Below are 25,540 nucleotides of genomic sequence, written 5' to 3'. Positions count from 1 at the left end.
TCAAATGGACCGTTGATTTACCCGCTTGGACAGCTGCTCGGCATTTTCCTTTCTTTCGCTGTAGCGATCCACCAGGTAGCCGGAGACATCCCGCGTCAGCAGGGTGAACTTCATCAGTTCTTCCATCACGTCGACCACGCGATCATAGTAGCTCGAAGGTTTCATGCGGCCGGCCTCGTCAAATTCCAGAAACGCCTTCGGTACCGATGACTGGTTCGGGATGGTCAGCATGCGCATCCAGCGGCCCAGCACGCGCAGCTGGTTCACGGCGTTGAAGGACTGCGATCCGCCAGAGACCTCCATGACGGCCAGCGTCTTGCCCTGGGTGGGACGGATGGCGCCCAAAGTCAATGGAATCCAATCGATCTGCGCTTTCATGATGCCGCTCATCGCGCCGTGGCGTTCGGGGGACGTCCACACCATACCCTCGCACCATTGCACCAGGTCGCGCAATTCCCGGACCTTGGGATGCGTGTCGGGCGCATCGTCGGGCAGCGGCAACCCCGAAGGGTCGAAGACCTTTACCTCGCCGCCCAGCGCCTGCAGCAGGCGCGCGGCCTCGCGGGTCAGCAGCCTGCTATAGGATCGCTCCCGGACCGAGCCATACAGCAGCAGGAACCGTGGGGGGTGGCTTGCCCGCTCAGGCGGCGACAGCAGGCGCGCGGTATCCGGCGCGTCGAGCAGCGCCCCGTCGATGTTGGGCAGGGAGATGCCTTCACGCACGATGGCCCTCCGTATCGGCCACTGCCCGGCCGTCCTTCTCCGTGAAAACGGTATCGCTCATGGATAGCTCCGAGGAACGGTCATTGACGTGATCAGGCATGCTCGTACCAGTTCCGCGTCCGGTTGACGATCCGCACGACGAGCAGCATCACGGGGACTTCGATAAGAACGCCCACGACGGTGGCCAACGCCGCCCCGGATTGGAAACCGAACAGGCTGATGGCCGCCGCGACCGCCAGTTCGAAGAAGTTGCTGGCGCCGATCAACGCGGAAGGGCATGCCACGCTGTGCGCTTCTCCAGCCCGGCGATTCAGCCAATACGCCAACGCGGAATTGAAGAAGACCTGGATCAGGATGGGTACCGCCAGCATTGCGATGACCAGCGGCTGTTGCAGAATCGCCTGGCCCTGGAAGGCGAACAGCAGCACCAGCGTCAGCAGCAAAGCCGCGACGGACAAAGGGCCTATCCTGCTCAGCGCGCTATCCAGCGCGGATTGGCCTCGACGCAGCAAGGCCCGGCGCCATGCCTGCGCAATGAGTACCGGGACGATGATGTACAGGCCGACCGACGTCAGCAGCGTGTCCCAGGGCACGGTGATGGACGATAGCCCCAGCAGCAAGCCGACGATGGGGGCGAAGGCGAACACCATGATGGTGTCGTTCAAGGCGACCTGCGACAGCGTGAACAAGGGGTCTCCGCCCGTCAGCCGGCTCCAGACGAAGACCATGGCCGTGCACGGGGCGGCAGCCAGCAGTATCAATCCGGCGATATAGCTATCGAGCTGCCCGGCGGGCAGCCAGGGCGCGAAAACCTGCCGGATGAACAGCCAGCCCAGGAACGCCATCGTGAACGGCTTGACTGCCCAGTTCACGAACAGCGTGATGCCGATACCGCGCCAGTGCCGTCGTACCTGCCCCAGGGCGCTGAAGTCGACCTTCATCAGCATGGGAATAATCATGATCCAGATCAGCAGGCCCACGGGCAGATTGACCCGGGCGATCTCCCAATGGCCGATGGACCGCGACACGGAGGGCGCGAGCTGCCCGAAAGCCACGCCCGCGACGATGCAAAGGAAGACCCAAACCGTCAAATAACGCTCGAACACGCTCATGGGACCCGGGGCGGCCCCGGCGATAGTCTCTGCCGGCATGCGCTTTCCCTTCATGCCTTGCCGATGTCGCGCAGTTCGCGCTGCAAGGACATGGCATCCAGGCGCGCCAACGGCAGGGACAGGAAAAGCTCGATGCGGCGCTTCAATACCACCGCGGTTTCGTTGAACGCCTTGCGCCTGGTCTCCTCGCTGCCTTCCACGGCGGCGGGGTCGGGCACGCCCCAGTGGGCCGACATGGGTTTGCCCGGCCATACCGGGCAGACTTCCCCGGCCGCGTTGTCGCATACCGTGAAAATGAAATCGAAGCGCGGCGCATCGGGTCCCACGAACTCGTCCCAGCTCTTGCTGCGATAGCCTTGCGCGGGCATACCCAGGCGTTCCAGGGTCGCCAACGCCATCGGGTGGACGGAATCCTTGGGATGGCTGCCGGCCGAGTAGGCACGGAATCTTCCCTGGCCCAGCCCGTTGAGCAGGCCTTCGGCCAGGATGGAGCGGGCGGAATTGCCCGTGCAGATGAACAGCGCGTTGTAGACCGTGGACATGATGTTCCTGGACGAATGCGGGTTTTATGGGGCTGGAAGGAAAAGTTCTATCGGGGTGGCAGAAAAAAGGGCGGGCGGCTGTCCGCAGATGCGCGGGCGAACACGCGATCGCTTCATGCGGCGCCCGCTCAGCAGTCCTGGCAAAGCCCCGCGGCGTCGGGAACCATGCAGGCCTCGCCCTGGCAGCAGTTTTCGGTCAGGTAATCCATCAGCCCGGTCATGTGGCCGAACTCCGCGCGATAGATCAGGTTGCGACCTTGTTGTTCCGCGGTTACCAGGCCCGCGTGGGCCAGTTCCTTCAGGTGAAAGGACAGCGCATTGCGCGCCACGCCCAACCGATCGGCCAGGACGCTGGGCGTCATTCCCTGGGGACCGGCGACCACCAACGAGCGAAACACCCGCAAACGCTGCACATGTGCCAGCGCCGCCAGGGCCGAAACGGCTTGGTCTTCTGTCATATCAGTTCAATAATTCAAGAATTATTGAATTCTAGGCCTGAACAGCCAAGCTTTCAACATGCCTTTGAGCAAAGTCCCCGGACGACTTCAGCGCGAGGTCTCAACGGGCATTCCGCCCGCCCGCCAAATCCGCCGCCCGGTTCGCGGAGGCAGCTGCATTATTTGTTAATAATTGTCAATATGTTGCATTATGGGCTACAAAATGTGGCAACCTGCTGTCCGGCTGAGCAAAACCCAGCCACGGTCGCAACCAGGTACATGCGGCGCGATCCCGTCCGTCCCAAGCTACGTGCGACCACGCGCAGCCGTCGCCTTCGTGCGCTCGTGCACAGCCCAGCGGACATCCACAGAACACGCAAATATCGACCTGGCACGGCGGGTCGTCCCCATGCATGCGTCGGCGACATATAGCGTGTCGTACGACCGGCACGGGATACATGTCACAGCAGCGAGGCATCCAATGGCAAACAAGGACACCGCCCCGGAGCTCAATTCCAAGCCGCAATCCCGGCCCCTGCTTTTGTCGACAGCGATCGCGCTGGCGTGGGCGGTCGACTGCTGGGGACCCGCGAACGCGCAATCGGTGGTGGGTTCCGGCAACCTGGATCCGGTCGTATCCAGTGTGCAATCGCCGAACTGGTCTGTCGGCGGTGATCTCGTCGTTGGCGATACGGCACTTGGTACATTGGTCATCGACGCCGGTGGCACGGTCGGCAACGTCAACGACGCGTACTTCGGCAACCATGACCAGGGAATGGTCACGGTCCAGGGCGGCAACGGCGGTGGCCTGGCTTCGGGTTTGACCATCTCCGGCCAGACCCAGATCGGCGTCGAGTCGGGCAGCAATGGCACGCTCAATGTCCTTGGCGGCGGTGTGGCGACCAGCACCAGCAACGTTGCCATCGGCCGCGATAATGGCAGCACTGGCATGGCGCTGGTCTCCGGGCCCGGATCGATCTGGACGAACTCCAGTGGCGCTGCATTTGTGATCGGCGCTGGCGGCAGTGGGACCCTCGACATCGATAATGGCGGCGCAGTGCACAGCGGGCAAGGTTCGATCGGACTGGATGCGGGCGGCGATGGGCACGTCACAGTCACCGGCGCCGGATCGTTATGGGACCCTGTTGGCAACATCTACGTGGGTGCCGCCGGCACCGGCGAGCTGCATGTCCGGGACGGCGCGGCGGTGAGTACTGCCGGCCCTGATGCGCTGCATCCGAGCGCGGCTATCTATATCGGCTACGCTAACGGCGGCGCGGGCACGGTCACCATATCGAGCGGCACTGCCGACACTTCGACGCTGAGCGCTACCGATTTCATCGCGGTTGGCTGGGATGGCGCCGGCACGTTGAACATTCAAAAAGGCGGGTTGGTGGAAGCCGGCAGCAATGTCCGAATCGCTGCCGGGTCCACGGCACAAGGGACGCTCAATCTGACTGGCGACTCTACCGGACGCGGCATCCTCGAAACAGGCGCCGTCATCAAGGGCGACGGCACCGGCCCACTAGTGCTTAACCTGGACGGCGGCATCCTGCGCGCGAACCGCGACCAGCCTGACTTCCTTAAGGGCTTCACGACATTGTCGGTGAACACCGGCGGCGCCTGGTTCGACACGAACGCACACGACATTGGCATCGGCACCGCGTTTTCGGGAACGTCAAGCCTTAACAAGTTGGGAGCCGGTACTTTGACGCTGACGGGCGATAGCTCGGCATTCAGCGGAAGCACCGAGGTCCAGGCCGGAACGCTGCGGGTGGACGGCATATTGGGAGGCCCGGCCAATGTGTGGGCAGGGGCGCGGCTGACCGGTATCGGCCAAGTCGGATCCACCGCCAATCGTGGCACGATCGCACCCGGTCCTCCTGGCGGATTCGGGACCCTGACAATCGCCGGAGATTACGCGGGACAAGGGGGCAACCTTGAAATCAGGACTGCGCTGGGCGACGACGCATCCCCCACCGATCGCCTGGTCATCACCGGCGCCACCTCCGGCATCACGCCAGTCACCGTCATGAACGTGGGAGGCTCGGGCGCGCAAACCCGGCAAGGCATCCAGGTGGTACAGGTGAATGGTATCTCCGCTGGCCAATTCGACTTGGCGAATGGAGACTATGTCATCGCCGGTAAGCCGGCCCTGGTGGCGGGCGCCTACGGCTATGTGCTGCAGAAGGACCAGGGCAATGGCAATTGGTACCTGCGCTCCTCGCTGAAGGCGGTCGACACTTCGGTTTCGGCGGGCGGGGACGCGCCAACGGACGAAGGTGCCGTTGCGCCAAATGGCGGGAGCGGCCCCATGCTGTACCAGCCGGGCGTGCCGGTCTACGAGGCATACGCCAATACGCTGATGTCATTGAGCCAGCTGCCTACCTTGCGGCAGCGCGTGGGCAACCGTCAATATGATCCGGCGGACACCGGTCGCAACGGCGTCTGGGCCCGAGTGGAAGGCACCACCGCACACCTGAAACCGGCGCTCTCCACCACCGGCGAGCACCAGAATATCGACAGTTGGAAAGCGCAGTTCGGCGTCGATCGCATCCTGGCCGGCGAGCAGGGCGATTCGCGCCTGGTCGGAGGCTTCACCGTCCACTACGGCACGGCCGACACCGATGTTTCATCGGTCTATGGCAATGGCAGCATCGATACCAGGGCCTATGGCCTGGGCCCGACCCTGACCTGGTACGGCAAGGATGGTACCTATGTGGACGCCCAGGCGCAGGCAACCTGGTTCGATAGCGATCTGCGTTCCGGCCTTGCCGGCAAGCTGAAGGACGGCAATAACGCGCACAGCTATGGCCTAAGCATCGAAGCCGGCAAGTCCTTTGCCGTTAGGGAGGGCTTCGCCATCATCCCGCAGGCTCAGCTAAGCTACGTGTCCACCGATTTCAACCGCTTCGACGATCAGTTCGGCGCCCGGGTCGACAGCGACAAGGGTGACAGCCTGCTGGGCCGGATCGGCGTGGCCTTGGACTACAAGCGCAGCCTGGACGACGGCGGCGGCAAGCCGCGCCAGGCCAGCGTCTACGGCGTGATCAACATCAAGCACGAATTCCTGGACGGGACGCGGGTGCAGGTCTCCGGCGTGCCCGTCGACAGCCGCCTGGGCCGTACTTGGGGCGGCGTGGGCGTTGGCGGCAATTACAGTTGGGGCGGCCGCTATGCGCTCTATGGAGAGCTCGGCACCGACGCCGATTTCTCTGGCAGTTATGCCGTGACGGCAAGCGCTGGCTTCAGGATGACGTTCTAGCTGACTCGCGAGTCATCCGGGCGCTCGAAACCGAAAGATCAAGTGGGTTTGGGGTTATGCCATCGCGCCGATACCCATCCAGCCATGGATACCGACGTAAACCCCGACCGCGACGATCAGCAGGCTGGACAGATAGGGCGCCCGGCTTGCCACGGTGGAAAACCAGCTATACCGCTTGGTCACGTGCCGGACGCTCCAGGCCGCGGCCACGCCGACCGAAACCAGCGTCAGGGCGAGCCCCACGGAAAAGCACAGCACCAGGGCCGCCCCCAGGGACACCTGTTTGAGCTGCAGGCACAGCAGCAGTACGGTGATGGCGGCCGGACAGGGGATCAGTCCGCCGGTCAGTCCGAAGCCGAGAATCTGCCAGTTGGTGACCCTGCGGTCGGCGAACCTGCGCCGGATATCGTTGGCGTGCGCCAGCGCGTGCGCATCCTGGTACTCGCCCCCCGACACGTCCAGCCCGCGCAGTTCTTCATGAATGTGGTCATGCTGATTGGGGGCGTCCTCGACGAAGGCCACATCGTAGCTGTGGGCATGATGGCCGTGGGCAAGTTCCAGCCTGGCCATGAACTGGTGGGGTTCCGGAATCTCGTCCACCGATTCCAGATAGCCATCGCGCGCCGCGAAGCGGAATCGCTGCTTCGCGCCGTCCGGCCTTTCCGTTTCCACGCTTACGTCCTCGGCCCGCCAGTGTGCGCCCCGCTCCACCGTCAGCCGCCAGCGGGGCGGGGCGCCGGCTTCATGGATACGCAGCGCGACCACGCCGTGTCCGGTATCGATACGCCGGCTTTCGTCGTGGGCATGGCCATGATCGTGGTCGTGATCGTGAGAATGGGCGTGGTGATCATGCCCGTGGTGATCGTGGTCCTGCGAGGCCGCCTGCCGCAATCGCTGTTCCTTCAACGTGCGCATGAACATCCACAGCGCGATCGCAATAATCACTACCGCGGAAGCGACCTGGAAGTAGGGCTCCAGCGCCTCGGCATCGACGCCGCGCCATAGATACATGCCGCCCAGGGCGATGCCCCAGACAATGATGGTGTGCGACACGGTGGCGCTGACGCCGAGCAGGACCGCCTGCCCTATCGTGCCCCGGATGGCAACGATGAAGGCCGCCATCATGGTCTTGGAGTGGCCCGGCTCCAGGCCGTGCAAGGCACCCAGCACGATGGCGCTGGGAATGAAAAGCCAGGCATGGCTGGTGCCCTGCTGGATAAGCTCGGTGAACGACAGCATCTTGGGGGTGTGCCCTACAGGTACTTGGTGATTTCCTTGAACTCGTCCACGGTGCGGCGGCGCGCTTTGTCCACGTCGCCCACCACGTCTTCCAGGCAATGGTCGATGTGGTCCTGGATGAGTATCCGCTTTGCCTGCGTAATGGCCTTCTCGACGGCATGCAGTTGCTGCGCAATATCCAGGCAGGGACGTTGCGCTTCGATCATCTGCACGACACTGCGCAAGTGTCCTTCAGCCCGTTTCAGGCGCTTGGCCACGGTTTCGTGGTGCAGGTGGGGATTGGGTGTATCCATGCTTGCTATGCTATCCCCCTGGAGGGGATATGTACAGCCCGGGTGACACATGCGGCGGTACGGTGGCTCCCGCGTCACGCTTATGTCGGGAACAGACGATACGGAAGGCGCTTCCGGCAACGGCTGCGGGACCGCGCGGTAAAGGCCGGCCGCTTCACGATGAGGGAACGACGTAAAGCGGCGACCTATCCGGAGGGGCGCTCGCCCATATCAAGCGGCCATGCGCGGCGGCCATTGGTGTGTTTCATCCTGGCATGACCGGCACCAGGCATAGAGAGCGTCGTACATCACCATCCCGTGCTCCAGCATCTGGTGGTCGTCCTGGTATAGGTTCGACAGGCCCAGCGAGATGGCGTACAAGCCGCCCGACTGCAAGGTCAGGTCGAGGCGGGATGTATCGGCTCCGCGCACGATGGCCGCCAGTTTTTGCAGGGCGGGGTCCTGCCCCAGCTCATACCTGGCCAGGAAGGCATCGAAGCTGCACTGGTCTCCGACATGCGACAGCTCGGCGCCCGGGATGTCATAGGGAATCGCGTTCCGTTCCTTCGCGGTGCGCAGCACTTCGTTCGCGGGCACGTATAGGAATTCCGGTTGCTGGTCGATAAAGCGGGCAATCAACCATGGGCAAGCGATTCGGTCGATCTTGGGGTGCTCTCGGGTAATCCATTTCATGATCGTCTCCTTGGGTAATGTCCAATTCAGTCCATATATCGATCAAGCCCTCCATGAAAAGTCAGGTGGAATGCAGCAAGGGATAGATCGCCAGCCCGATCGCCGCGGCAACCGCCACGATCGCCGGCTCCGGCAATTTCTTGAACCGCAGCAGCAGCGCCGCCGTGGTCGCGGCCAGCAGCAGTGTTGGAAGATCGACGATCGAACGTTGCGCCAGAACGATCACCGCCCCCGTGATGGCGCCCACCGCGGCGGCCGTGACGCCATCGACAAAGGCCAGGATGGCGGGCACCTTGCCGTATTTTTTGAAGTACGGCGCCGGTAGGATGGTGAACAGATAGCACGGTAGAAACGTGGCGCCGGCGGCCACGACCGCGCCCGGCAGCCCGGCGACCAGATATCCGATGAAGCCCACGGTGATGACCACCGGTCCGGGCGTGATCATGGCAACCGCCACCGCATCCACGAATTGCTTTTCACTCAGCCAGTGGAACTGCGTGACCACGCTGCCATAAAGAAATGGCACGATCGCCAACCCGGAGCCGAAGACAAAGGCCCCGGCCTTGGCGAAGAAAATGCCGATTTGCCATAACAAGGATGCGTCGATCGTGTTCAGCGTGCCGCCCACGGCGGGCAGGGCGGTGGCCGCGACGGAATGAAGGTTTCCCTGCCTTAGCCATTTGGGCGGCGCCCGCCGGAACCACACGACGATGCCCGCGGCCAGGAAAAGCCATGCGATTTCCGTTTCGGTGGCAACCGTCACCGCCGCAAGCACCAGGTAGACGGCCCATAGCAGCTTGTCCCTGCCTACGCTTTTGACGGTGAGCTTGTACGCGCTGATGGCGATAATGCCGATCACCGCGGCGCCGACTCCATAGAAGACCGATCGCATCCAATCCAGTCCCCCGAAGCGGGTGTACGCCCATCCCAGCGCCACCACCATAAGGAAGGAAGGCAACACGAAGGCGATGCCTACCAGGGTGGCGCCCACGATGCGGAAATGCACGTATCCCAGATAGATCGCCAACTGCGCCGCGAGCGGCCCGGGCGCCAGTTGCGCCAGCGCCAGGCCTTCCTTGTAGTCGCCTTCCGCGATCCACTCGCGTCGTTCCACCAGATCGCGGTGCATGTAGCCGGCCAGCGCCACGGGGCCGCCAAAACCCAGTGTTCCCAGCCGCGCGAAATAGGCGACCAGTTGCCAAAGCGTATATCGCGGCGGCGCGGCGGCGGACGGCGCAGGATCGGCCGGTGGGGATGCGTTCATTGAAGTCTCCGTCAAGCCAAGGGACGGGGGCAGGCGCCCATAGTCCCTACGCCATCCGCGAATTCGAGAAATAGGCGTAAAGCGAATCCAGCACCACGCCGATTTCCGCCACGAGGGCGTCGTCGTCGTCCAGGCGCTTGCGGGCCCCCGTCAGCAGGGCTTCGAAACCGGCCGCCTCTGGCACGGTTGCACCTCCCACGTCCAGCGCATGCACCATCGCGCCCAGGCGTTTCAAGCCCCTGTTTTCATCCAGGCCGAAGCTGGCCGTCAGTACTTCGAAGGACACCCGGTCGCCCACGTGGGTAAAGGTCGCGCCATCGAAGTCGAAGCCCAGCGCATCCGCCGGGCAATCGGCGGGGGTGTCCAGCCAGAGGAAGCGCGCACCCGTATCGATAAAGCGCTGGATCAGCCACACGCAGGCGACGCGATCCACCCAAAGATGGCGGCGGGTCGCCCAAACCCGGCCCTGATGGCGCATCGGGTCGCGCCTTGGAATACTGCCGATGGCCGCATGCGGCTCTCCGGGCGACAGAATGGCGTCCACAGCATTGGAAAAGTCGCGCCATTGCGCTTGCGCGCTTGCGGACGCCGCGGTCGGAAAGAAGTCGATCCTGCGAATTGCCTCGTAGGCACGTTCGTGGCGGCGTAGCGAGCGGGCAAGTTCCGCGGCCGGGACCTTGGACAGAGATAGGCGTGCCTCGGCCAATCCGGAAAGCCAGGCCGCATAGTCCTCGGAGCGGTCGAACAGCGCCTGCAAGGCAGTCGTCTCGTCCTGGTCTTGCGCGAGCACCTGCAACACCCATCCCTGCCCGCCGTCCTGCCTGGCCTCGCCGGCCAGTGCCCTGAATTGCCCGGCTTGCTCGGCGTCCGCCGGAAGAAGATATGCGCCATCTCGCAACGGCACGGCGCCCAGCATCTTGACCGCGCGCCATATCCGCATGCGCGCCGTTGCGCCCGCGGTCGGAAGGCTGACGATAAGGAGCAGCCAGTGGGTGGGTAGGGTAGCCATGGGCGCAGCATAGGGTGGCGTAGGGGGTACTGCAATGATGTAGTGATATCTACAGAGCCGGCCCGTTCAAGTCGGCCAGGCAAATTGTTAACAATTATTAAATTCCGCCATTTTTCCGCGGTGATCGGAAATAATCCGGCTTCAAAATGCAACCTACCGCAACCGTTGGCGCAACATATGCCCTGCATCTGGTCGTCGTACGCGAAGTGCATAGCTGTCAGCGTCCATCCAGCCTGCGGGCCTTAGTGGTTTCCTCATCTGTTCGCGCTCGATAGCGCGAACGCGCCGGACAAGCCTCCCGAATTCAAAAAAACACCATTGCTACGCCATCGCCGTAGCTCGGATCTGTTCGTCCTCGTCATTCAAAAGCTGGGGCACGGCCCCGTGGAGAAGCTGCAATGCCGCCCCTGTCAAAGAAGCCCGATGCCCGTCGCGACCAGGCTGTCCATCCCGTTCTTCCAACCTTGCGCTTAAAGGTATCGGTGGCTGCGCTTGCCGCGGCACTATCCGCGACGGCGTGGGCGGGCAACGGCGGCACGGGCGGGACGCGTACAGCCTCGGACTCTCTGGGCGGTGGCGCGGCCGGTGTGAATGGCGCCTCGCCTGATGGCGGGTACGGACCTTTCACCGGCACCACCCGCAAGGGCGGTGGCGGTGGGGCAACCAATCTGACGACAGGTTTTGGCGGCAGCGGCGGAATGAGCGTGAGTTTCACCAATGATCCCACCGTGGTCGCGCCTGCCAGTACAGGAGGCGCAGGCGCCGAAGGCATTTCAATCGTCGACCACTCGATCACGGGCGGTGCAGGGGCCAACGGTGCGGCAGCGAGTGCAACAGTCAATAGCGCTGGCGGCGGCGGTGGGGGTGTTGGCGTTACCAGTGGCGTTGATCTGCTCGTGCAAAGCGGCACGACAGTAACGGGTGGGGCCGGAGGAGCCGCCTTCGGCAGCCTCGTCTCCGATACCGGTGCGGGCGGCGGCGGCGGCGGTGGCGCGGGCGTTTTTTCGTCTGCCAATGTGACCATCCAACAGGGCGCTGCCATCGTTGGCGGCCAGGGGGGAGCGGCCACCGGTTCTATCGGCGGCGGCGGCGGTGGCGGTGTCGCCGTCATCCTCAGCGGCCACGGAACGGTTTCGAACTCGGGCACCCTGACCGGCGGTGTAGCGGGACGCGCCAGAGGTGCTACCGCTGGGGTGTCGGGGCAAGCCGGTTCCGGCGGTGAGGGCGCCTGGATTTCGAATGGCGGCACGCTCATCAACACATCCGGCGGCGTGATCGCCGGCGGTGCGGCCGTACAGTTCACCCAACTCGGCGCCGCTTACCCTAAACCCGTCGGTGGTATCGGGGTCGTGGGAGCAAACGCCACGGTAATCAATGCCGGTGCGATCACAGGCGGACAAAACTGGATTGCCTCGGCCGGGATCGCCAATGCGATTCAGTTCATCGGTGGCGTGAACTCGTTGGAACTGCAAGCGGGCTCGACGATTACCGGTAATGTGGTGGCATTCAGCGCGGCGGACACGCTTAAGCTGGGCGGAACGACCAATTCGAGCTTCGATGTCTCCGCGATAGGCGCGAACGCCCAATATCGGGGTTTCGGAGTTTTCGAGAAGACGGGAACCAGCACGTGGACTTTGACGGGTACGTCCACCGAATCGACGCCATGGACAGTGCAGCAAGGAACGTTGGCACTCGATAGCGCGGTCTCGCTTACCAATTCCACCTTCACCGTCAACAATAGCGGCACGCTGGCACTCAATGGCGGGACCTCGCTTACCAATTCCTCTTTCACCATCAACAACGGTGGCACGGTACAGGTGGGTGGTTCGAACACCAATTCCGCCGTCGCGATCAACTCGGGCGGCAGGCTGATCGGCAACGGCACGGTCGGCGCGACCACCGTGCATGCCGGCGGCATCGTTGCGCCAGGCAACAGCATCGGAACCCTGAACGTCAATGGCGCCTATACGCAGGAAAAGGGCGGCGTCTACCAGGTCGAAGTCGATCCGAACTCTTCCGCATCCGACCGCATTGCTGTCACGGGCACGGCGACGATCCAGGATGGCGCGATCCTGAACGTCACCCGGACGACAGCGGCACCTTATGTGCTTGGAACAAAGTACACCGTGCTGACGGCGACCAACGGCGTAACCGGCAGCTTCGATGTGACCGGCGACACAGCCCTTACCGCGTTCTACGGTCTGGCGCCCACCTCGGATGCCAACAATTCCTATCTGGAAGTCAAGCAAACGAAGTCCATCACGGATATCGCGACGACGGGCAACCAGGCCGCGGTAGCAAGCGGGTTGGATTCGACAGGGCCGAACAGCGCGGCCGCCGCGCCTGTGCTCAATCAGCAAACAAACGACAACGCGCGCATGGCGCTCGATCAATTGTCGGGCGAAGTCCATGCGTCGGTGCAAAGCGCGATGCTGGAGAGCAGCCATTTCACGCGCGATGCGGTCAGCGACAGGCTTACCGACACGTTCACCTGTCCGGCCAACGGCGATAACCGCATGAACGCGCAAGCTGCCGGCACGACCGGCTGCGGCACGTCGCGTCCCACCGGATGGGCGCGTTTCTATGGCAACTGGGGGCATATCGATGGCGATGGCAATGCCAGCCGCTTGAATACGTCCCTGGGTGGCTTCTTCATCGGCGCGGATATGCCGGTCGCCGCCAACTGGCGCGCGGGTGTGCTGGCCGGATATAGCCATGGCAGCTATAACGTAAGCGGCCGTAGCGCCTCTGCGGAGAGCGACGACTACCACCTCGGCCTGTACGGCGGCACCCAGTGGGGGGCCTTGGGCTTCAGGACGGGGGCGACCTATACGTGGCACGACATCAGCGCGGATCGCAGCATGGCGGTACCGGGATTCGCCGACCATATGAGTTCCAACTACAACGCAGGCACGGCCCAGATATTCGGCGAGCTGGGATATCGCTTCGACATGGGGCGCTCGTCTGTGGAACCGTTCCTGAACGTCGCCTACGTGAGCCAGCACGCCGAAGGCTTCGATGAAAGCGGGGGCGCCGACGCGCTGCACGTTGGCAGCCAGGACATGAACACGGGCTTCAGCACCCTGGGGCTGCGCGGCAAGACCACGTTCATGTTCAACGGTACCGAAGTCCTCGCCAAGGGATCGGTGGGCTGGCGCTATGCGGTGGGCGATGTGAAGCCTACGGTGTCGGAATCGTTCGCGGGCGGCTCATCGTTCGATATCTCTGGTGTGCCGATTGCGCGCAACCAGGCGGTAGTCGATTTTGGCCTTGGCGTTCATATCACCCGCAATGCGACCATCAGTCTTTCATACAACGGGCAGTATGCGTCGGGTGTGACGAATCAGGGCGTGATGGGGGCGCTGAATATCGCTTTCTAACCCGAGGAAAGGGCAGGTCAGCGCGCATCGGTAGCGGCGACACGGTTGGCTGCACCAAGTCTGAATGGCTTGGGCTTGGATATCCAGCTCAGCCGCGTTTCGCAAGCCAAACTGTGCGACCGCCGCCCGTGTTCCAATCGTTCGCCACGTGGGCAACGACCTTGAATCCGATCCCGTGGAGTAGCGATCTATACTCATCGGCACTCAGACTCGCGTGATAAAGCGGATCGCCTCGATACTCTCCGACCGCTTCGCCTTGTGCTGGTCCGCTATTGAACATCAGCATGGCTGACGCCCCAGCATGTAGGTCAAACACCGTGAACATGCGCCGCTGGTCGTCGGGCGTGAGGTGAAAGAAGCTATCCCAAGCAAGCACACCATCGAATCGACGGGCGAGTCGGAGCTTGCGCATGTCTTCTGCAAGCCATTCCTGATCGGGCAGGCGTTGGCGACATAGCGAAATGAGAGTGGGTGACGAGTCTATGCCTGTCACACGCAAGCCATGCGAAACCATCTGTCGGGCGACGGGGGAACCGGAGCCACAACCCAAGTCGAGGATGCTCGCACCGTTCGGCAGCGCAGCGATGAAGCGGTCGTGCCATGGTTTGTCGTTCCAGCCAGCCATGCGCCGATCTGCATCCCACGCGCTGGCGTGACGCTCGTAATGGTCGATGATGCGGCTGGCTAGTTCGTGCATACGCGAAATTTACCCTACAGAGGTGCCATCTCGTATTGGCGCGGCGCCGTTATGCAGGCTGTCCAGCAGCACGGTCCGGCCCGTATCGTTGCCATATGCCTTCATTTCCGCTTTGCCCGGGGCAGGCTTGCCATCGACCTCGGTGGAGAAGCCGAGGTCGTTATCCCTGCCGGGAAAAGGCCTGGACTGGTTAGGACAGAGACCGGTCGTCGACAAAAAGCCTGATGGTTGATGCATCGCCCTTTACCCAGGCATAATGCCGCACCACGATGCCGTGGAGCAGCGCTTTGTACTCCTCTGTGCTCAGGCTCGCGTGGTAGAGCGGGTCACGCCGATACTCTCCCACCGCTTCGCCTGCCGCCGGGCCGCTGTTGAACATCAGCACAGCCGACGATGCGGCATGTTGGTCGAATACCGAAAACATCTTCCGTCGGTCATGCCATGGCTTATCGTTCCAGTCGGCCATGCGCCGATCGGCATCTCATGCGCCGGCGTGACGCTCGTAGTGATCGATGATACGGTTCGCTAAGTCGTGCATATTTCGACTTCGGTAACTTAATGCTGGAGGAAGAAGTGATGAATCGGGGATCGGCTGCCTGTGCACTGCCGCTGTTTCTCTTATCCCTTTTCGGTAGCGCGCTGGCGTCCCCGCCGCCGGCCGTAGCCACGGCGGGCAGCGCTCAAGGCTACAAAGCGGAGTCCAATGACGACGGTACCGTGATCAACGGCGTCGCCATCATGCCGGGCGTAGAGCGGCTTTCCTACGTATCACCACGCTATTACGGTATCAGGCCAGACTATGATGCGTGCATCAAGGCCACGCAAGGCCAGGTGCCGGGTCAGGGGGATTGTGCAGACGCTGAATATACCTATCAGGATGCGCGTCTGAATAAAGCTTATAAGGCGCTGACTGCCGCCGTTACCAGCGTGGAAGGCAAGGACGCTCTCCAGGAGATACAGGCGGCGCAGCGTGCGTGGCTTGCCTTCTATGAAAAGGATTGCGCGGTAAGGGCCTATCGATTTGGATCGACGTCGGGGCCGAGTACGTTGTCGACCTGTCGAATGGAAAGAACGGCCATACGTGCCCAGGAACTGGAAGACTGGCGAATCAGCTACACAGCAACGCATCGACATTGAGCGCGTTACGCGGGACTTCCTAAAAAAGAGCCACGGCCTAGGGCCGTGGCTCAACTGCGTTACGTCCGGTGCGGTTACTGCGTTCCCGCACCGGCGTGAACTCAACATATCAAACCCCGACGGCGCATCGGCTCAGATCGGCGGTACGTATGTAACCAGGCGCAGGGGTATATCGAGGCTCCTCTGGCGGGAGCGGGCGAGGCCAGATTTCCCATTACATCGTTGCGGAACATTGCCTCCAGGCACGCTGGCAGGCTCGTGCAATCAGGCGTGGGTTCGCCACCGCAGCACGCAATGACGACCCGGGGTATAGCGAATTTTTGATCTTACTCTTCGTTTCTACGACGGTTACCAGAGGTGAACCCAGGTGATATATTGCGGCCCACTGTGATCTCCTGCCCTTAAAGCAACGTCGAGAAATCATGAAACGCTTTGGAAGCATGTTTCGTATTGCCCCCGCGATTTTTCTTCCTGTAATGCTCTCAGCTTGCATGGGACTATCTCCATGGTCCCCGACCCGGAACAAGCTGGACGCGCAGGTCGGTAAGAACATCAAGGAACTGTTGCCCAAATGGCCCGAGCCCAACGGTGCGACGCCATTCGTGAAACAAGAGGACGCCCAGACAAAGTCGTACACCTACATTTATGGTTATCAGGCCGCGCATTACGAGAACAAGGGTTATCAGGTGATGACCTCGCCGGGCGTCATCCAGAACGGGCGATACGATGAATATCATCCGGAATCGACCGACTGCTGGGTCATCTTTTATACGAATAACGAGGGCACCATCCTTCGCTACAAGATGATCACCAACGGCAAGATCAACTACAACTCCTGCGGTAGATACATCAGCGGCTACGGCTTCTGACAATCACCGCGCCAGGGCGATGAGAATGACCCCGTTCGCAACAGTTTGCAGACTCTTCTGCATCACGCTGGGCGCGTGCCTGTGTTTATGCCAGGCGCCAGCCCACGCCCAGAGCCAGGCCCGTGCGGTCGCGAGTCGGGAAGCTCGCCTCAATCCTTCACCCCGACTCCGCTACAGCGTCAGCGCCGTCGTTCATGCGGCGCCGGGGCCGTTCGAACACGTCGAAGGCCACGTGAATTATCGCGTCGACACGCCTGCCTGCGTGCCATTGACACCGGTGACCGGCGCAACGGTGGTTCCTGAAAAACGAGTGCCGGTGTCCTTCGTCGCTGCGGGCGAAAACACGTATAAGGCTGACGTCGTGATTGACCGTTTCCTTGACGAGGACTATTTCGGACAAGGGATATGCCACTGGTCGATCGTGGGCATCACGGTAGAACTTCATCATTCCAAGGTGATGTTCAGCCCGGCGCTTTACAACGACGACTTGCTTGCTGGAAAGAAGGTCACGCGATTCTTTTCATTAAGATCCTACGGCCATGCCGAAAACGAGCGCATCGATATCGGCGCGATGGACGCCAATGCATTCGGCAATCCCTACGCGACCTTTTCGATCAGCATGCAGGCTGAGCGTGCTGCTTCCAATGCATCTCCTTCCATGGGGGCGGCAGGCTTTCAGGGGGATTGGGTATACCAGCAGACATGTGGTTGGCGGCATGCGGCCGGCGTCAGCCTGAAGGTCCGCGATGGGAAGGCAACTGGCAACTGGAGCGACGGCTCCGGCCGCGGTATCGGCGAGCAAGGATCCTTGCAGGGCGATATTCGCGACGGCAAGCTGTATGCGCATTTCTGCACGGACAGTCCCGAACAGATGGCCTCGGACGTCGGATGCACGAACTTCGATACGACACAGGCAGATTATTTTGTGCTGCGGGGCGACCAATTGGATTGGTATCAGCCGTGGGGAAAGAAAAATGTGAAGTACCTGACGCTGCACCGGAAAATCGCAGGCAAGCGAACGCCAACCGACAATCGCTGCGAAGGCGAGCAGTAAGACAGCGAGCGTGGGTGTAATCGGGCGTTATCGATCCGCCGGGTCCAGCGCCTGGGCCCAGTTCTTTCGCATCGCCGCCAGACGTGCGACGTAGACGGACTCCAGGCACGCCGCGTCTTTACAGCGGTCCCGTACCGTGGTGCGCCAGCGGGCGGCGTGAACCACGCCCGGCGGCAACAGCGTGGCAAGCGCGATCGCCGCGCTCGTGCCAGGGTGCGCGCTCAGGCGATGAATGCGCCACGTGAGCCGTCGCCGTATCCGTTCAAACTCGTTGGTGGACATCATTGCACTCGGACGGCGTCGCTGCAGGCACTATAGACGACCACGCATGCGGACTTTCCGCCACATGCTTTCACCGCCATGTCGCCAGCCTTTTTTTCATCGGCGGAACGGGCGACGGAAACCGGGCCTCCACCCGGGCGTTGTGCCACGGCGGCGCATTGGTTGTAGTACGACACGAGGATCTCACACGCCCGTCCTCCGTTTCGACGGCATTGATCGAGCGCTTCGCGTGTCGCCGCCTGCTTATCCGGGAGGCCAATCACCGTACCAGACTGGGCGGTGTTAGGGTCCATCGCAATGGCTCCCCAACTGTCTCGCCACACGGGCGGCGGGGTTGGCGACGGAGCGGAGGCGCCGCCACCTTGGTTATAGGGAGAATTAGGGGCCGAGGGAGGAATACAACCAGGATTTCCCGCGCCAGGAATACCTGGGGCGCACTGCGCATGAGCCATCAAGGGAGCGGCGAGCAACAGCCAAAGCCCGAAGGCGATGAACGGGATTTTCTTTCGCTTGGTCATGATGAAGTCATTGCACTCGGACGGCATCGCTGCAGGCGCTGTAGACGACGGCGCAACGCGCCTTGCCCCCACATCTCTCCACGGATCGTAGTTCGGCCCGGCTTTTGTCCGGCCCGGTAAAGGTCACAACATCCCCGCCGCCTTTTTGCTGGGCGAGGGCGACGCACTGGTTGTGGTACGTGGTCTTGATCTCGCATTGGCTACCGCCTGCGCTCTTGCATCGGGCCAGCGCGACCGAGATAGCGGAATCCTTGCTCATTTCCGTATCCGACATGCCCGCCCGGCCGACGCCCATGTCTATGGCGATGGCTCCCCAGGTTTCGCGCCAGACAGGCGGTGGTGGCGACGGGGCATCCATGCCCTGGTTGTAGGGCGAGTTCTGCATCGTGGGCGGGATACATCCCGGATTGCCGGCACCCGGGATGCCGGGCGCGCACTGCGCATGAACCGTAAAGGGAGCGGCAAGCAAAATCCAAAACCCGAAGGCGATAAATTTCATCAGGCGGTTCCTGGAAACGAAGGGCAGGGCCCTCCCGGGCGCTGTCCCATGGGTGGGCAGTTCTGGCCCGGTAGGCCGACGCACATTATGCGTTGCGACCGCCTCGAAAATTACCGCGTCGGCTTGTTTGGTCTCCTTTCGGGCCAGCATAGGATCTTGCGTCTTGCGCTTCTGGGCATGACGATAGTCCCAGCGCCAATATTTACCTGTGGCGTTGACCAGCAGATAGAGACCGCCGGCATCGGTGAGTTTATTTGGCTTTTCTTTGGGCTTTGCTTGGCGGCAAGCGGTGTCGCTCAAGGGCATGACGGTATCTCTATTGACGGTATTTGAGGCGTGCCGTCAAAACTACCGTCAAAAGGATGAGGATGGCAAGAGACGTTCGGGCGCGTTGCTGGCCAAAACAAAGCCCGCTGTCTCAGCGACTAGCGGGCCTTTGGTACTTCGATGGATTCATCGAAATAAATATGTGGCGGAGAGGGTGGGATTCGAACCCACGGTACGGGGAAACCGTACGCCTGATTTCGAGTCAGGTACATTCGACCACTCTGCCACCTCTCCTGGGTGCTTTCGTCGCGGCGGCTCCCTGATCCTGCCAATCCTTGCCACCGCGATACTTGCGCACCAGGGGAATGATTGGCGCGATGACGGGGTGGTCAACAGACGCCGCGAGGCTGCCCGTCAATAAACATCCGGCGAGCAGCAAAGCCAGCTATTCTACCAGCAATTTGAAACTTTGTGCGGGCTGCGTCAACGCGGCGGGCCGCTTTCGTCACGAGCGGGAAGTCGGGTTCCGCCACCCCAGCGCACGGTCGAGTCGCCGGCGCCGCCCCGCCCAAACGGCATAGGAAAAAGTCGCTCTTCCCCGCGAGCCCCGTCCAACGGTTCCCCGGGTACCCGCTCGCCAACGGCTTCCGCCCCTTCTTCACTAAGAGAAGACTCCCGGGCCTCGTAATTTTTTGTCAGAATGTGTGTTCTGTCCGGCCAGGGTGCTCATGGAACTCGTCGTCGTCCTTCTGCTAGCCGCGGTGATTTGCGTGCCGCTGACCCAGGTACTGGGCCTGGGTACCATCCCCGGCTATCTGTTGGCCGGCATTCTGATCGGCCCGTCCGCCCTGAAGCTAGTTACCGATGTGCCCGCCATCATCGATATTTCCCAGTGGGGCGTGGTGATGATGCTGTTCGTCATCGGCCTGGAGCTGGAACCCTCCCGTCTGTGGGGCATGCGGCGCGAGGTGTTCGGCATCGGTATTTTCCAGATGGTCGCGTGCGGTGGCGTGCTGGCCTTGCTGATGGGGTTGTTGCTGCGCCATCTGATCGATATGTCATGGACCGGGGCAATCGTCTGCGGTGTGGCCGTGGCCTTGTCCTCGACCGCGGTGGCCATGCGGCTGCTGGACGAACGCCAACTGACCCGCACCCCCATGGGCCGCACGGCGCTGGGTGTGCTGCTGCTGCAGGATATGGCGGCGATTCCCCTGCTGATCGCATTGGGCATTATTGGCGGCGGCGGTACGCGGGCGCCGTCGTTCGTGTCGTCGCTGATCGCGGTGGCCGTCGTGCTGGTCGGCTACAGGTTAAGGGTCATCAGTTGGGCGGAGCGCGCCCAATTGCAGGAGCTGTTCACGGCGGCGACTTTGCTGGTGGTGATCGGTACGGCCCAGTTGTTCGATCATGCCGGCCTATCGGCCGGCCTGGGCGGGTTCCTGGTCGGGGTGTTGCTGGCCAAGTCGAAGTACCGCGAATCGATGGAAACGTCGATCGAGCCGTTCAAGGGATTGCTGCTGGGCCTGTTTTTCCTTGGCATCGGCATGTCCATCAATCTGGACGTCGTGCGTGAGCATTGGCGTTTTATCGTTTTCAGCGTAATGGCCCTGCTATTGGTAAAAGGGGTGATCCTGTACGGCATCGCGCGTATGTCCGGGTTGCCTGCCTATCACCGGCTGCCGTTCGCCATCTCGCTGGCGCAAGGCGGGGAGTTCGGTTTCGCGCTGTTCAACGAAGCCTGGGACAACGGTTTGCTCAGTGCGCCCCATCGAGATCTGATCTCCGTGGTGGTGGCCATTTCCATGGCGGTGGTCCCCGTTCTTCTCAAGATGGTCGAGCGCATGCAGCCCGGCCGCGTGGAAGGCTACACTTCCGGGGCGCCCTGAGCGGGGCGCCGCTACGAAGGGCTGCCGTCCGCCACCCGCGACTCGTCGCCCGATCCCATCCCAACCCGCAAGGAGCACCGTCATGCTGAAAGGAAAAGTCGCCGTCGTTACCGGATCCACCAGCGGTATCGGCCTGGGTATCGCGACCGCGCTGGCCGCACAGGGTGCCGACATCGTGCTGAACGGGTTTGGCGATGCGGCCGAGATCGAGAAGACCCGCGCGGGCCTGGCCCTGGCGCACGGCATCCAGGCGACTTACGACGGGGCGGATCTGTCCAAGGGGTCGGCGGTGCGGCAACTGGTGGAAAATGCCGTCGCGGCGCACGGACGCATCGATATCCTGGTGAATAACGCCGGCATCCAGCACACCGACCTGATAGAGAATTTCCCGCCGGAGAAATGGGACGCCATCATCGCGCTCAATCTGTCGGCCGTGTTCCACGGTACCGCGGCGGCGCTGCCGCACATGAAGAAGCAGAAGTGGGGGCGCATTATCAATATTGCTTCGGCGCACGGTCTGGTCGGATCGGCCAGCAAGTCGGCCTATGTGGCGGCCAAGCATGGCGTGGTGGGCTTGACCAAGGTGACCGCGCTGGAGACCGCCGGGCTGGGCATTACGGCCAACGCGATTTGTCCCGGCTGGGTGCGTACCGCGCTGGTGGAAAAGCAGATCAGCGCCATTGCCGCCAAGGAGGGCGTGGACCAGGAAACCGCGGCCCGCGAACTGCTTACCGAAAAGCAGCCGTCGCTGCAATTCGTGACGCCCGAACAATTGGGCGGCACCGCCGTCTATCTGTGCTCGCCGGCCGCCGAACAGGTGACTGGCACGTCGATTTCCGTCGACGGTGGCTGGACGTCGCGCTGATCATCTGAACAAGGAAAACTCCGAACATGCTGTTCCTGCTGTCTCCCGCCAAGAAGCTCGACTACGACACGCCGCTGGGCGTCGATCTGCATACGCAGCCGCTCTTTGTCGATCACGCGGCCGCGCTGATCAAGGTGCTGAAGAAGAAAAGCGCCGAGGACATCGCCCAGCTTATGGACTTGAGTCCGGCGTTGGCGGACCTGAATGCTCGCCGCTACGCGGCATGGAAGCCGACGTTCACCCAGCAGAACGCGCGCCCGGCAATCCTGGCTTTCAATGGCGATGTGTACGAGGGCCTGCAGGCCCCCAGCCTGAGCGTGCCGCAATTGCAGTGGGCGCAGGACCATATCGCCATTCTTAGCGGCCTGTACGGGGTGCTGCGTCCGCTGGACCTGATGCAGCCCTATCGCCTGGAGATGGGGACCCGCCTGGAAACGCCGCGCGGCAAGAACCTGTACGAGTTCTGGGGCACCGATATCGCCGAATACCTGAACGAACGCCTGGAGGGCGACAAGAAGCCTGTCGTCGTCAACCTGGCATCCGAGGAGTATTTCAAGTCGGTGGACCTGAAGGCGTTGAAGGCTCGGGTGGTGCAATGCGTCTTCCAGGAAAAGAAGAACGGCGCTTACAAGATCATCAGCTTCAACGCCAAGCGCGCGCGCGGCCTGATGGCACGCTATGCCATCCAGCACAAGATCGCCACGCCCGAACGCCTGCGGGCGTTCGACAGCGAGGACTACGCGTACGACGAGTCGGTATCGACGCCCGACAAGCTGGTGTTCCGTAGAGGGTAGAGGGCCTCCCTCGACGCGCTGCGCGCTTTCAACCTTCTAGTGCGGTGCTTTCCTGGCGGATCATCTGGGCGGCCCGCACCATCAGTTTCAGGGGATAGGCCAGGGAAGCGAGTTCGCCCTGCGTGTCGATCTGCTCGGGCAGGGGCGGCACCGGTGGGTTGGCCGGGTCGATCATGGCCGTGACGGCCTCCAGGGTGTCCTTGATCGACTTCGGCGGCTCCTGGCTCAGCGTGGCCAGCGTGGGCACCGCGGCCGTGGTTTGCGACGCCAGGACGTGGTTCTGGATAAGCAGGTTGTTCAGTTCGGGCACGTACTGCTGCCGCGACTGCGGCTCGCTCATCATGCGATAGAACGCCTCGGCGAAGTTGCTGAAGGCGATATGCACGTTCTTGCGGGCCAGTCGCCAGTTCAAATCCGCGTCGATCTCGGCCTGGGTGGCGGGCGGTTCGGGCACGGGGCCTTGCGCCTGGTCCGGGGTCTCGCGGCGCGCCTGCTTTTCCCGCATGACGCTGGCGTATTGCAGCCCGGCACGCAGATATTCGCGGTTGGCCTTGATTGCCGCGCGCGCCAGCGGCGGCAGGTAGCGCGCCTCCCACCACGGGAAGGCGTAGCTGCAGGCCAGCGAGAGCGCGCAGCCGATCAGGGTGTCCAGCGCGCGCTCGCCGATCACGTTCATGGATACGGTGCCGGGCGATACGAAATGGAAGACCAGCACCACGAAGATGGTGTTGAAGATCGCGCTGGCCATGTAGTTCAGCTGCACCAGGCTGTTGCCCATGATGCACGCGGCCAGCAGGGCGGCGAACAGGATCTCCGGGCTGCTGGTCAGGTTCAGCAGGATCAGCGCCATGACGCAGCCGATCAGCGTGCCTGTCAGTCGCCAGCTATTGCGCTGCCGTGTCAGCGCGAAGCCCGGCTTCATGATGATGACGATGGTCAGCATGATCCAGTAGTTATGCGCCGAGAAGGTCTCCGATACCCATAGCTCGCTGACGGTCATGGCCAGGGCGGCGGCCAGGGCCACGCGCAGCGCGTAGCGGAAATTCGGTGAATCCATGCGCAGGTTGCTGGTGATCATCCCCAGCCTGAATTCCTGCCGCGTCATGAAGCGGGTCAGCGACTTGTCGATGCGCAGGGCGCTCGTGGGCTTGGCGTCGGGGCGGTTCAGGGTGTGATCGGCCAGGCGCTCGACGATCCGCGCCGCATTGCGCAGGCGCCGCTGGATCTGGATCAGCAGGGCCAGGATTTCCGGCTCCCGTTCGCCCAGGCCCTGTTGCTTGAGCTGGTCGAGTTCATATTCGATGGCGCGCAGTTCGGCCTTGATGCTGATGCTGCGCTTGACCGGGCCGCCATGGGAAACGCCCAGCGCGATGCGGTCCAGGTTCAGCGACATCTTCAGCAGCGCATCGCGCATGAACACCAGCACGTCATTGCCCGTCAGCGCGCGGCGCAGGGCGGCATAATCCGTGTGCGTGGCAAAGAGGGTGTCCACCAGTTGCAGCATGTCGACGAACATATTCCAGATCATCACGCGGCGGGAATCGCCCCAGCCCTTGCCGCGCGGCAGCGCGCGCAGCACCACGTCGCGGGCCGCCTGGTGCTTTTCCGTCATGACCGACTGGCGCTGGATCAGCGCCCGGTAGGAATCTTCCAGGTCCTCGCTTTCGTCATAGAAGGAGGCGCGCGCCGCGACGTAGTCCGCGGTGGCGAACAGGGCCACCGACATCGCCTGCTGTTCCTCGCGCAGCCAGAACAGGCGGCTGAAGCCCACGCTGAAGGCCAGGTAGAACAGCGCCCCGCCCAGGGTGACGGCGGCGTGCAGCAGCACCTGGTCCGCCGGCAGGGGCGAGTGCATGGTCAGCGCCATCACCAGCAGGCCGGCGAAGCCGATCAGCCCGCCGCGTTTGCCGAACACGGTGAACAGGGAATAGAAAAAGCTCTGCGCGATGACGACCAGCCATAGCGCCAACCGGTCGTTGGAGGCGAAGCCGGTGATGCACACCGTCAGCGTGGCCAGGACGGCGCCGCCCAGCATCTCGTTGGTGCGGTGCTGCTGGGGGCCGCCCGGCTGGTCGATGATGGCCACGCACTGGGCGCCGAAGGTGGCGACCAGGCCAAGCGTGTATTGCCCGAACAGCACGCCAAGGATGAGCACGGGCAGCAACATGCCCACGCCCTGGCGAACTCCCCCGAAAAAGTAATGGCTGTAGATGAAGCGGCGGAGATTCGCGATGCGCAAGTCCATGGGTGACGGCTTGGTACGAATGGGGACGGGACAGTCGCCAAGTATAGAGAGTCCCCGGTTATTTGCCGTCATGGCGCCGGTCGGGGGCGAAAACGGGGCCTCCGCCCCCGGGGGCGCCCATAGGGAAAGGCCGCCGGGGCCGGGCTGCGAACGGCGTTGGCGTTGAACCTGCCCGGTTCCGTAACTGCGTCCGATTTGCTAGATAACCCGCAAACACGGTAAATTCACCGGTTGCCGCGGTCCGTCATCCAGGACCGGCGGTGATGGTTTGCCAGTTTCCCGGTCTACCGACCGGTTTCGAAGCGCCAGCAGTACCCTGCCATTGGCCGTGCCACAAGCGCGTAGTCAGAGGCTTCCATTTCGATCTCCGGCGCCCATGTGGGCGCATGCACTGCGTGCTGGATGGACGCGTGCCGGATCGGCAAGGCATCCGGGTGGAGCGATTCCGTGAATCGCGAAGCGCCGGGCTGTGTTGCCGGGGCCGGTATCGG

The 25,540-nt window shown here is 62.6% G+C and carries 23 protein-coding genes and 1 tRNA gene; 8 read left to right on the top strand and 16 right to left on the bottom strand.

The genetic code is table 11. The annotated features are described in order from the left end of the window. The 4 genes from arsH to CAL28_RS21890 all read right to left on the bottom strand — a co-directional run bounded on the left by arsH (position 1) and on the right by CAL28_RS21890 (position 2,835). Entirely contained in the window at positions 1–738 is a 738-nt protein-coding gene (gene arsH / locus CAL28_RS21905) for an arsenical resistance protein ArsH (RefSeq protein ID WP_094843298.1), read from the bottom strand. 77 nt (positions 739–815) lie between these two features. Then, complete coding sequence (gene arsB, locus CAL28_RS21900) at positions 816–1,874, bottom strand: ACR3 family arsenite efflux transporter (protein WP_094844782.1); 1,059 nt, start codon at positions 1,872–1,874, stop codon at positions 816–818. Positions 1,875–1,885: 11 nt separating this feature from the next. Beyond that, a complete protein-coding gene (locus CAL28_RS21895) occupies positions 1,886–2,377 on the bottom strand; it encodes an arsenate reductase ArsC (RefSeq protein ID WP_094843297.1) in 492 nt (163 codons plus the stop codon). Between the two features lie 128 nt (positions 2,378–2,505). Continuing rightward, positions 2,506–2,835, bottom strand: coding sequence for an ArsR/SmtB family transcription factor (locus CAL28_RS21890; protein ID WP_094843296.1), 330 nt, complete (start codon positions 2,833–2,835; stop codon positions 2,506–2,508). 460 nt (positions 2,836–3,295) lie between these two features. Here CAL28_RS21890 and CAL28_RS21885 point away from each other — a divergent pair, with 460 nt between their 5' ends. Next, positions 3,296–6,079: an autotransporter family protein gene (locus tag CAL28_RS21885; RefSeq protein WP_094843295.1), complete on the top strand. Its 2,784-nt coding sequence runs from the start codon at positions 3,296–3,298 to the stop codon at positions 6,077–6,079. A gap of 54 nt (positions 6,080–6,133) precedes the next feature. On the opposite strand, the gene CAL28_RS21880 is transcribed toward CAL28_RS21885, so the two are convergent. The 5 genes from CAL28_RS21880 to CAL28_RS21860 form a co-directional block, all read right to left on the bottom strand. Continuing rightward, a complete protein-coding gene (locus CAL28_RS21880) occupies positions 6,134–7,318 on the bottom strand; it encodes a nickel/cobalt efflux transporter (protein ID WP_094843294.1) in 1,185 nt (394 codons plus the stop codon). A 14-nt stretch (positions 7,319–7,332) separates the two neighbouring features. Continuing rightward, positions 7,333–7,611, bottom strand: coding sequence for a metal-sensing transcriptional repressor (locus CAL28_RS21875; protein ID WP_094843293.1), 279 nt, complete (start codon positions 7,609–7,611; stop codon positions 7,333–7,335). 210 nt (positions 7,612–7,821) lie between these two features. Beyond that, the gene (locus CAL28_RS21870) at positions 7,822–8,283 is read right to left on the bottom strand and encodes a chromate resistance protein ChrB domain-containing protein (protein ID WP_094843292.1); all 462 of its coding nucleotides are present in this window, start codon (positions 8,281–8,283) and stop codon (positions 7,822–7,824) included. A gap of 61 nt (positions 8,284–8,344) precedes the next feature. Further along, positions 8,345–9,547 (bottom strand): chromate transporter, encoded by a 1,203-nt coding sequence (locus CAL28_RS21865; RefSeq protein WP_094843291.1) that lies wholly within the window; start codon positions 9,545–9,547, stop codon positions 8,345–8,347. Positions 9,548–9,593: 46 nt separating this feature from the next. Next, on the bottom strand, positions 9,594–10,556 hold the full coding sequence (locus CAL28_RS21860) for a chromate resistance protein ChrB domain-containing protein (protein ID WP_094843290.1): 963 nt from the start codon (positions 10,554–10,556) through the stop codon (positions 9,594–9,596). A 398-nt stretch (positions 10,557–10,954) separates the two neighbouring features. On the opposite strand from CAL28_RS21860, the gene CAL28_RS21855 reads away from it, so the two are divergent. Then, positions 10,955–13,936 (top strand): autotransporter outer membrane beta-barrel domain-containing protein, encoded by a 2,982-nt coding sequence (locus CAL28_RS21855; RefSeq protein WP_094843289.1) that lies wholly within the window; start codon positions 10,955–10,957, stop codon positions 13,934–13,936. 88 nt (positions 13,937–14,024) lie between these two features. Here the strand turns inward: CAL28_RS21855 and CAL28_RS21850 are convergent, their stop codons facing one another. Together CAL28_RS21850 and CAL28_RS21845 are read right to left on the bottom strand one after the other, a co-directional pair. Beyond that, positions 14,025–14,633, bottom strand: a complete 609-nt coding sequence (locus CAL28_RS21850; RefSeq protein ID WP_094843288.1) for a class I SAM-dependent DNA methyltransferase — start codon at positions 14,631–14,633, stop codon at positions 14,025–14,027. A gap of 190 nt (positions 14,634–14,823) precedes the next feature. Continuing rightward, on the bottom strand, positions 14,824–15,099 hold the full coding sequence (locus tag CAL28_RS21845; RefSeq protein ID WP_094843287.1) for a hypothetical protein: 276 nt from the start codon (positions 15,097–15,099) through the stop codon (positions 14,824–14,826). A 92-nt stretch (positions 15,100–15,191) separates the two neighbouring features. On the opposite strand from CAL28_RS21845, the gene CAL28_RS21840 reads away from it, so the two are divergent. The 3 genes from CAL28_RS21840 (at position 15,192) to CAL28_RS21830 (ending at position 17,693) form a co-directional block, all read left to right on the top strand. Further along, complete coding sequence (locus CAL28_RS21840) at positions 15,192–15,770, top strand: lysozyme inhibitor LprI family protein (protein WP_094843286.1); 579 nt, start codon at positions 15,192–15,194, stop codon at positions 15,768–15,770. A gap of 422 nt (positions 15,771–16,192) precedes the next feature. Next, a complete protein-coding gene (locus tag CAL28_RS21835; RefSeq protein ID WP_254926196.1) occupies positions 16,193–16,639 on the top strand; it encodes a hypothetical protein in 447 nt (148 codons plus the stop codon). A 25-nt stretch (positions 16,640–16,664) separates the two neighbouring features. Next, complete coding sequence (locus CAL28_RS21830) at positions 16,665–17,693, top strand: hypothetical protein (RefSeq protein WP_141218227.1); 1,029 nt, start codon at positions 16,665–16,667, stop codon at positions 17,691–17,693. Between the two features lie 27 nt (positions 17,694–17,720). Here the strand turns inward: CAL28_RS21830 and CAL28_RS21825 are convergent, their stop codons facing one another. The 4 genes from CAL28_RS21825 to CAL28_RS21810 form a co-directional block, all read right to left on the bottom strand. Next, entirely contained in the window at positions 17,721–17,978 is a 258-nt protein-coding gene (locus CAL28_RS21825; protein WP_141218226.1) for a hypothetical protein, read from the bottom strand. Beyond that, positions 17,975–18,427, bottom strand: coding sequence for a DUF4189 domain-containing protein (locus tag CAL28_RS30230; protein WP_369597695.1), 453 nt, complete (start codon positions 18,425–18,427; stop codon positions 17,975–17,977). Before CAL28_RS30230 ends, CAL28_RS21825 begins: the two co-directional genes overlap by 4 nt. Before the next feature lie 73 nt (positions 18,428–18,500). Next, the gene (locus tag CAL28_RS30225; RefSeq protein WP_094843281.1) at positions 18,501–19,298 is read right to left on the bottom strand and encodes a DUF4189 domain-containing protein; all 798 of its coding nucleotides are present in this window, start codon (positions 19,296–19,298) and stop codon (positions 18,501–18,503) included. 164 nt (positions 19,299–19,462) lie between these two features. Beyond that, a tRNA-Ser gene (locus CAL28_RS21810) sits at positions 19,463–19,553 on the bottom strand. Positions 19,554–19,987: 434 nt separating this feature from the next. On the opposite strand from CAL28_RS21810, the gene CAL28_RS21805 reads away from it, so the two are divergent. The 3 genes from CAL28_RS21805 (at position 19,988) to yaaA (ending at position 22,804) form a co-directional block, all read left to right on the top strand. After that, the gene (locus CAL28_RS21805; protein ID WP_094843280.1) at positions 19,988–21,145 is read left to right on the top strand and encodes a cation:proton antiporter domain-containing protein; all 1,158 of its coding nucleotides are present in this window, start codon (positions 19,988–19,990) and stop codon (positions 21,143–21,145) included. An 82-nt stretch (positions 21,146–21,227) separates the two neighbouring features. After that, on the top strand, positions 21,228–22,010 hold the full coding sequence (locus CAL28_RS21800) for a 3-hydroxybutyrate dehydrogenase (protein ID WP_094843279.1): 783 nt from the start codon (positions 21,228–21,230) through the stop codon (positions 22,008–22,010). Positions 22,011–22,036: 26 nt separating this feature from the next. Then, positions 22,037–22,804, top strand: coding sequence for a peroxide stress protein YaaA (gene yaaA, locus CAL28_RS21795; RefSeq protein ID WP_094843278.1), 768 nt, complete (start codon positions 22,037–22,039; stop codon positions 22,802–22,804). 28 nt (positions 22,805–22,832) lie between these two features. Here the strand turns inward: yaaA and CAL28_RS21790 are convergent, their stop codons facing one another. Beyond that, positions 22,833–25,049: an FUSC family protein gene (locus CAL28_RS21790; protein ID WP_094843277.1), complete on the bottom strand. Its 2,217-nt coding sequence runs from the start codon at positions 25,047–25,049 to the stop codon at positions 22,833–22,835. Positions 25,050–25,540 lie beyond the last annotated feature (491 nt).

It is taken from the genome of Bordetella genomosp. 11 (assembly GCF_002261215.1).
In the GTDB taxonomy this organism is placed as follows: domain Bacteria; phylum Pseudomonadota; class Gammaproteobacteria; order Burkholderiales; family Burkholderiaceae_B; genus Bordetella_C.
Note: the sequence above shows the minus strand (reverse complement) of the source record. Positions and strands in the feature narration are given on the sequence as shown.

Bases quoted from the DNA above. Each gene is read 5' to 3' on its own strand.
- arsB (WP_094844782.1), bottom strand. From the start codon at position 1,874: ATGCCGGCAGAGACTATCGCCGGGGCCGCCCCGGGTCCCATGAGCGTG.
- CAL28_RS21895 (WP_094843297.1), bottom strand. From the start codon at position 2,377: ATGTCCACGGTCTACAACGCGCTGTTCATCTGCACGGGCAATTCCGCC.
- CAL28_RS21890 (WP_094843296.1), bottom strand. From the start codon at position 2,835: ATGACAGAAGACCAAGCCGTTTCGGCCCTGGCGGCGCTGGCACATGTG.
- CAL28_RS21885 (WP_094843295.1), top strand. From the start codon at position 3,296: ATGGCAAACAAGGACACCGCCCCGGAGCTCAATTCCAAGCCGCAATCC.
- CAL28_RS21880 (WP_094843294.1), bottom strand. From the start codon at position 7,318: ATGCTGTCGTTCACCGAGCTTATCCAGCAGGGCACCAGCCATGCCTGG.
- CAL28_RS21875 (WP_094843293.1), bottom strand. From the start codon at position 7,611: ATGGATACACCCAATCCCCACCTGCACCACGAAACCGTGGCCAAGCGC.
- CAL28_RS21870 (WP_094843292.1), bottom strand. From the start codon at position 8,283: ATGAAATGGATTACCCGAGAGCACCCCAAGATCGACCGAATCGCTTGC.
- CAL28_RS21865 (WP_094843291.1), bottom strand. From the start codon at position 9,547: ATGAACGCATCCCCACCGGCCGATCCTGCGCCGTCCGCCGCCGCGCCG.
- CAL28_RS21860 (WP_094843290.1), bottom strand. From the start codon at position 10,556: ATGGCTACCCTACCCACCCACTGGCTGCTCCTTATCGTCAGCCTTCCG.
- CAL28_RS21855 (WP_094843289.1), top strand. From the start codon at position 10,955: ATGCCGCCCCTGTCAAAGAAGCCCGATGCCCGTCGCGACCAGGCTGTC.
- CAL28_RS21850 (WP_094843288.1), bottom strand. From the start codon at position 14,633: ATGCACGAACTAGCCAGCCGCATCATCGACCATTACGAGCGTCACGCC.
- CAL28_RS21845 (WP_094843287.1), bottom strand. From the start codon at position 15,099: ATGGCCGACTGGAACGATAAGCCATGGCATGACCGACGGAAGATGTTT.
- CAL28_RS21840 (WP_094843286.1), top strand. From the start codon at position 15,192: ATGCTGGAGGAAGAAGTGATGAATCGGGGATCGGCTGCCTGTGCACTG.
- CAL28_RS21835 (WP_254926196.1), top strand. From the start codon at position 16,193: ATGAAACGCTTTGGAAGCATGTTTCGTATTGCCCCCGCGATTTTTCTT.
- CAL28_RS21830 (WP_141218227.1), top strand. From the start codon at position 16,665: ATGACCCCGTTCGCAACAGTTTGCAGACTCTTCTGCATCACGCTGGGC.
- CAL28_RS21825 (WP_141218226.1), bottom strand. From the start codon at position 17,978: ATGATGTCCACCAACGAGTTTGAACGGATACGGCGACGGCTCACGTGG.
- CAL28_RS30230 (WP_369597695.1), bottom strand. From the start codon at position 18,427: ATGGCTCATGCGCAGTGCGCCCCAGGTATTCCTGGCGCGGGAAATCCT.
- CAL28_RS30225 (WP_094843281.1), bottom strand. From the start codon at position 19,298: ATGCCCTTGAGCGACACCGCTTGCCGCCAAGCAAAGCCCAAAGAAAAG.
- CAL28_RS21805 (WP_094843280.1), top strand. From the start codon at position 19,988: ATGGAACTCGTCGTCGTCCTTCTGCTAGCCGCGGTGATTTGCGTGCCG.
- CAL28_RS21800 (WP_094843279.1), top strand. From the start codon at position 21,228: ATGCTGAAAGGAAAAGTCGCCGTCGTTACCGGATCCACCAGCGGTATC.
- yaaA (WP_094843278.1), top strand. From the start codon at position 22,037: ATGCTGTTCCTGCTGTCTCCCGCCAAGAAGCTCGACTACGACACGCCG.
- CAL28_RS21790 (WP_094843277.1), bottom strand. From the start codon at position 25,049: ATGGACTTGCGCATCGCGAATCTCCGCCGCTTCATCTACAGCCATTAC.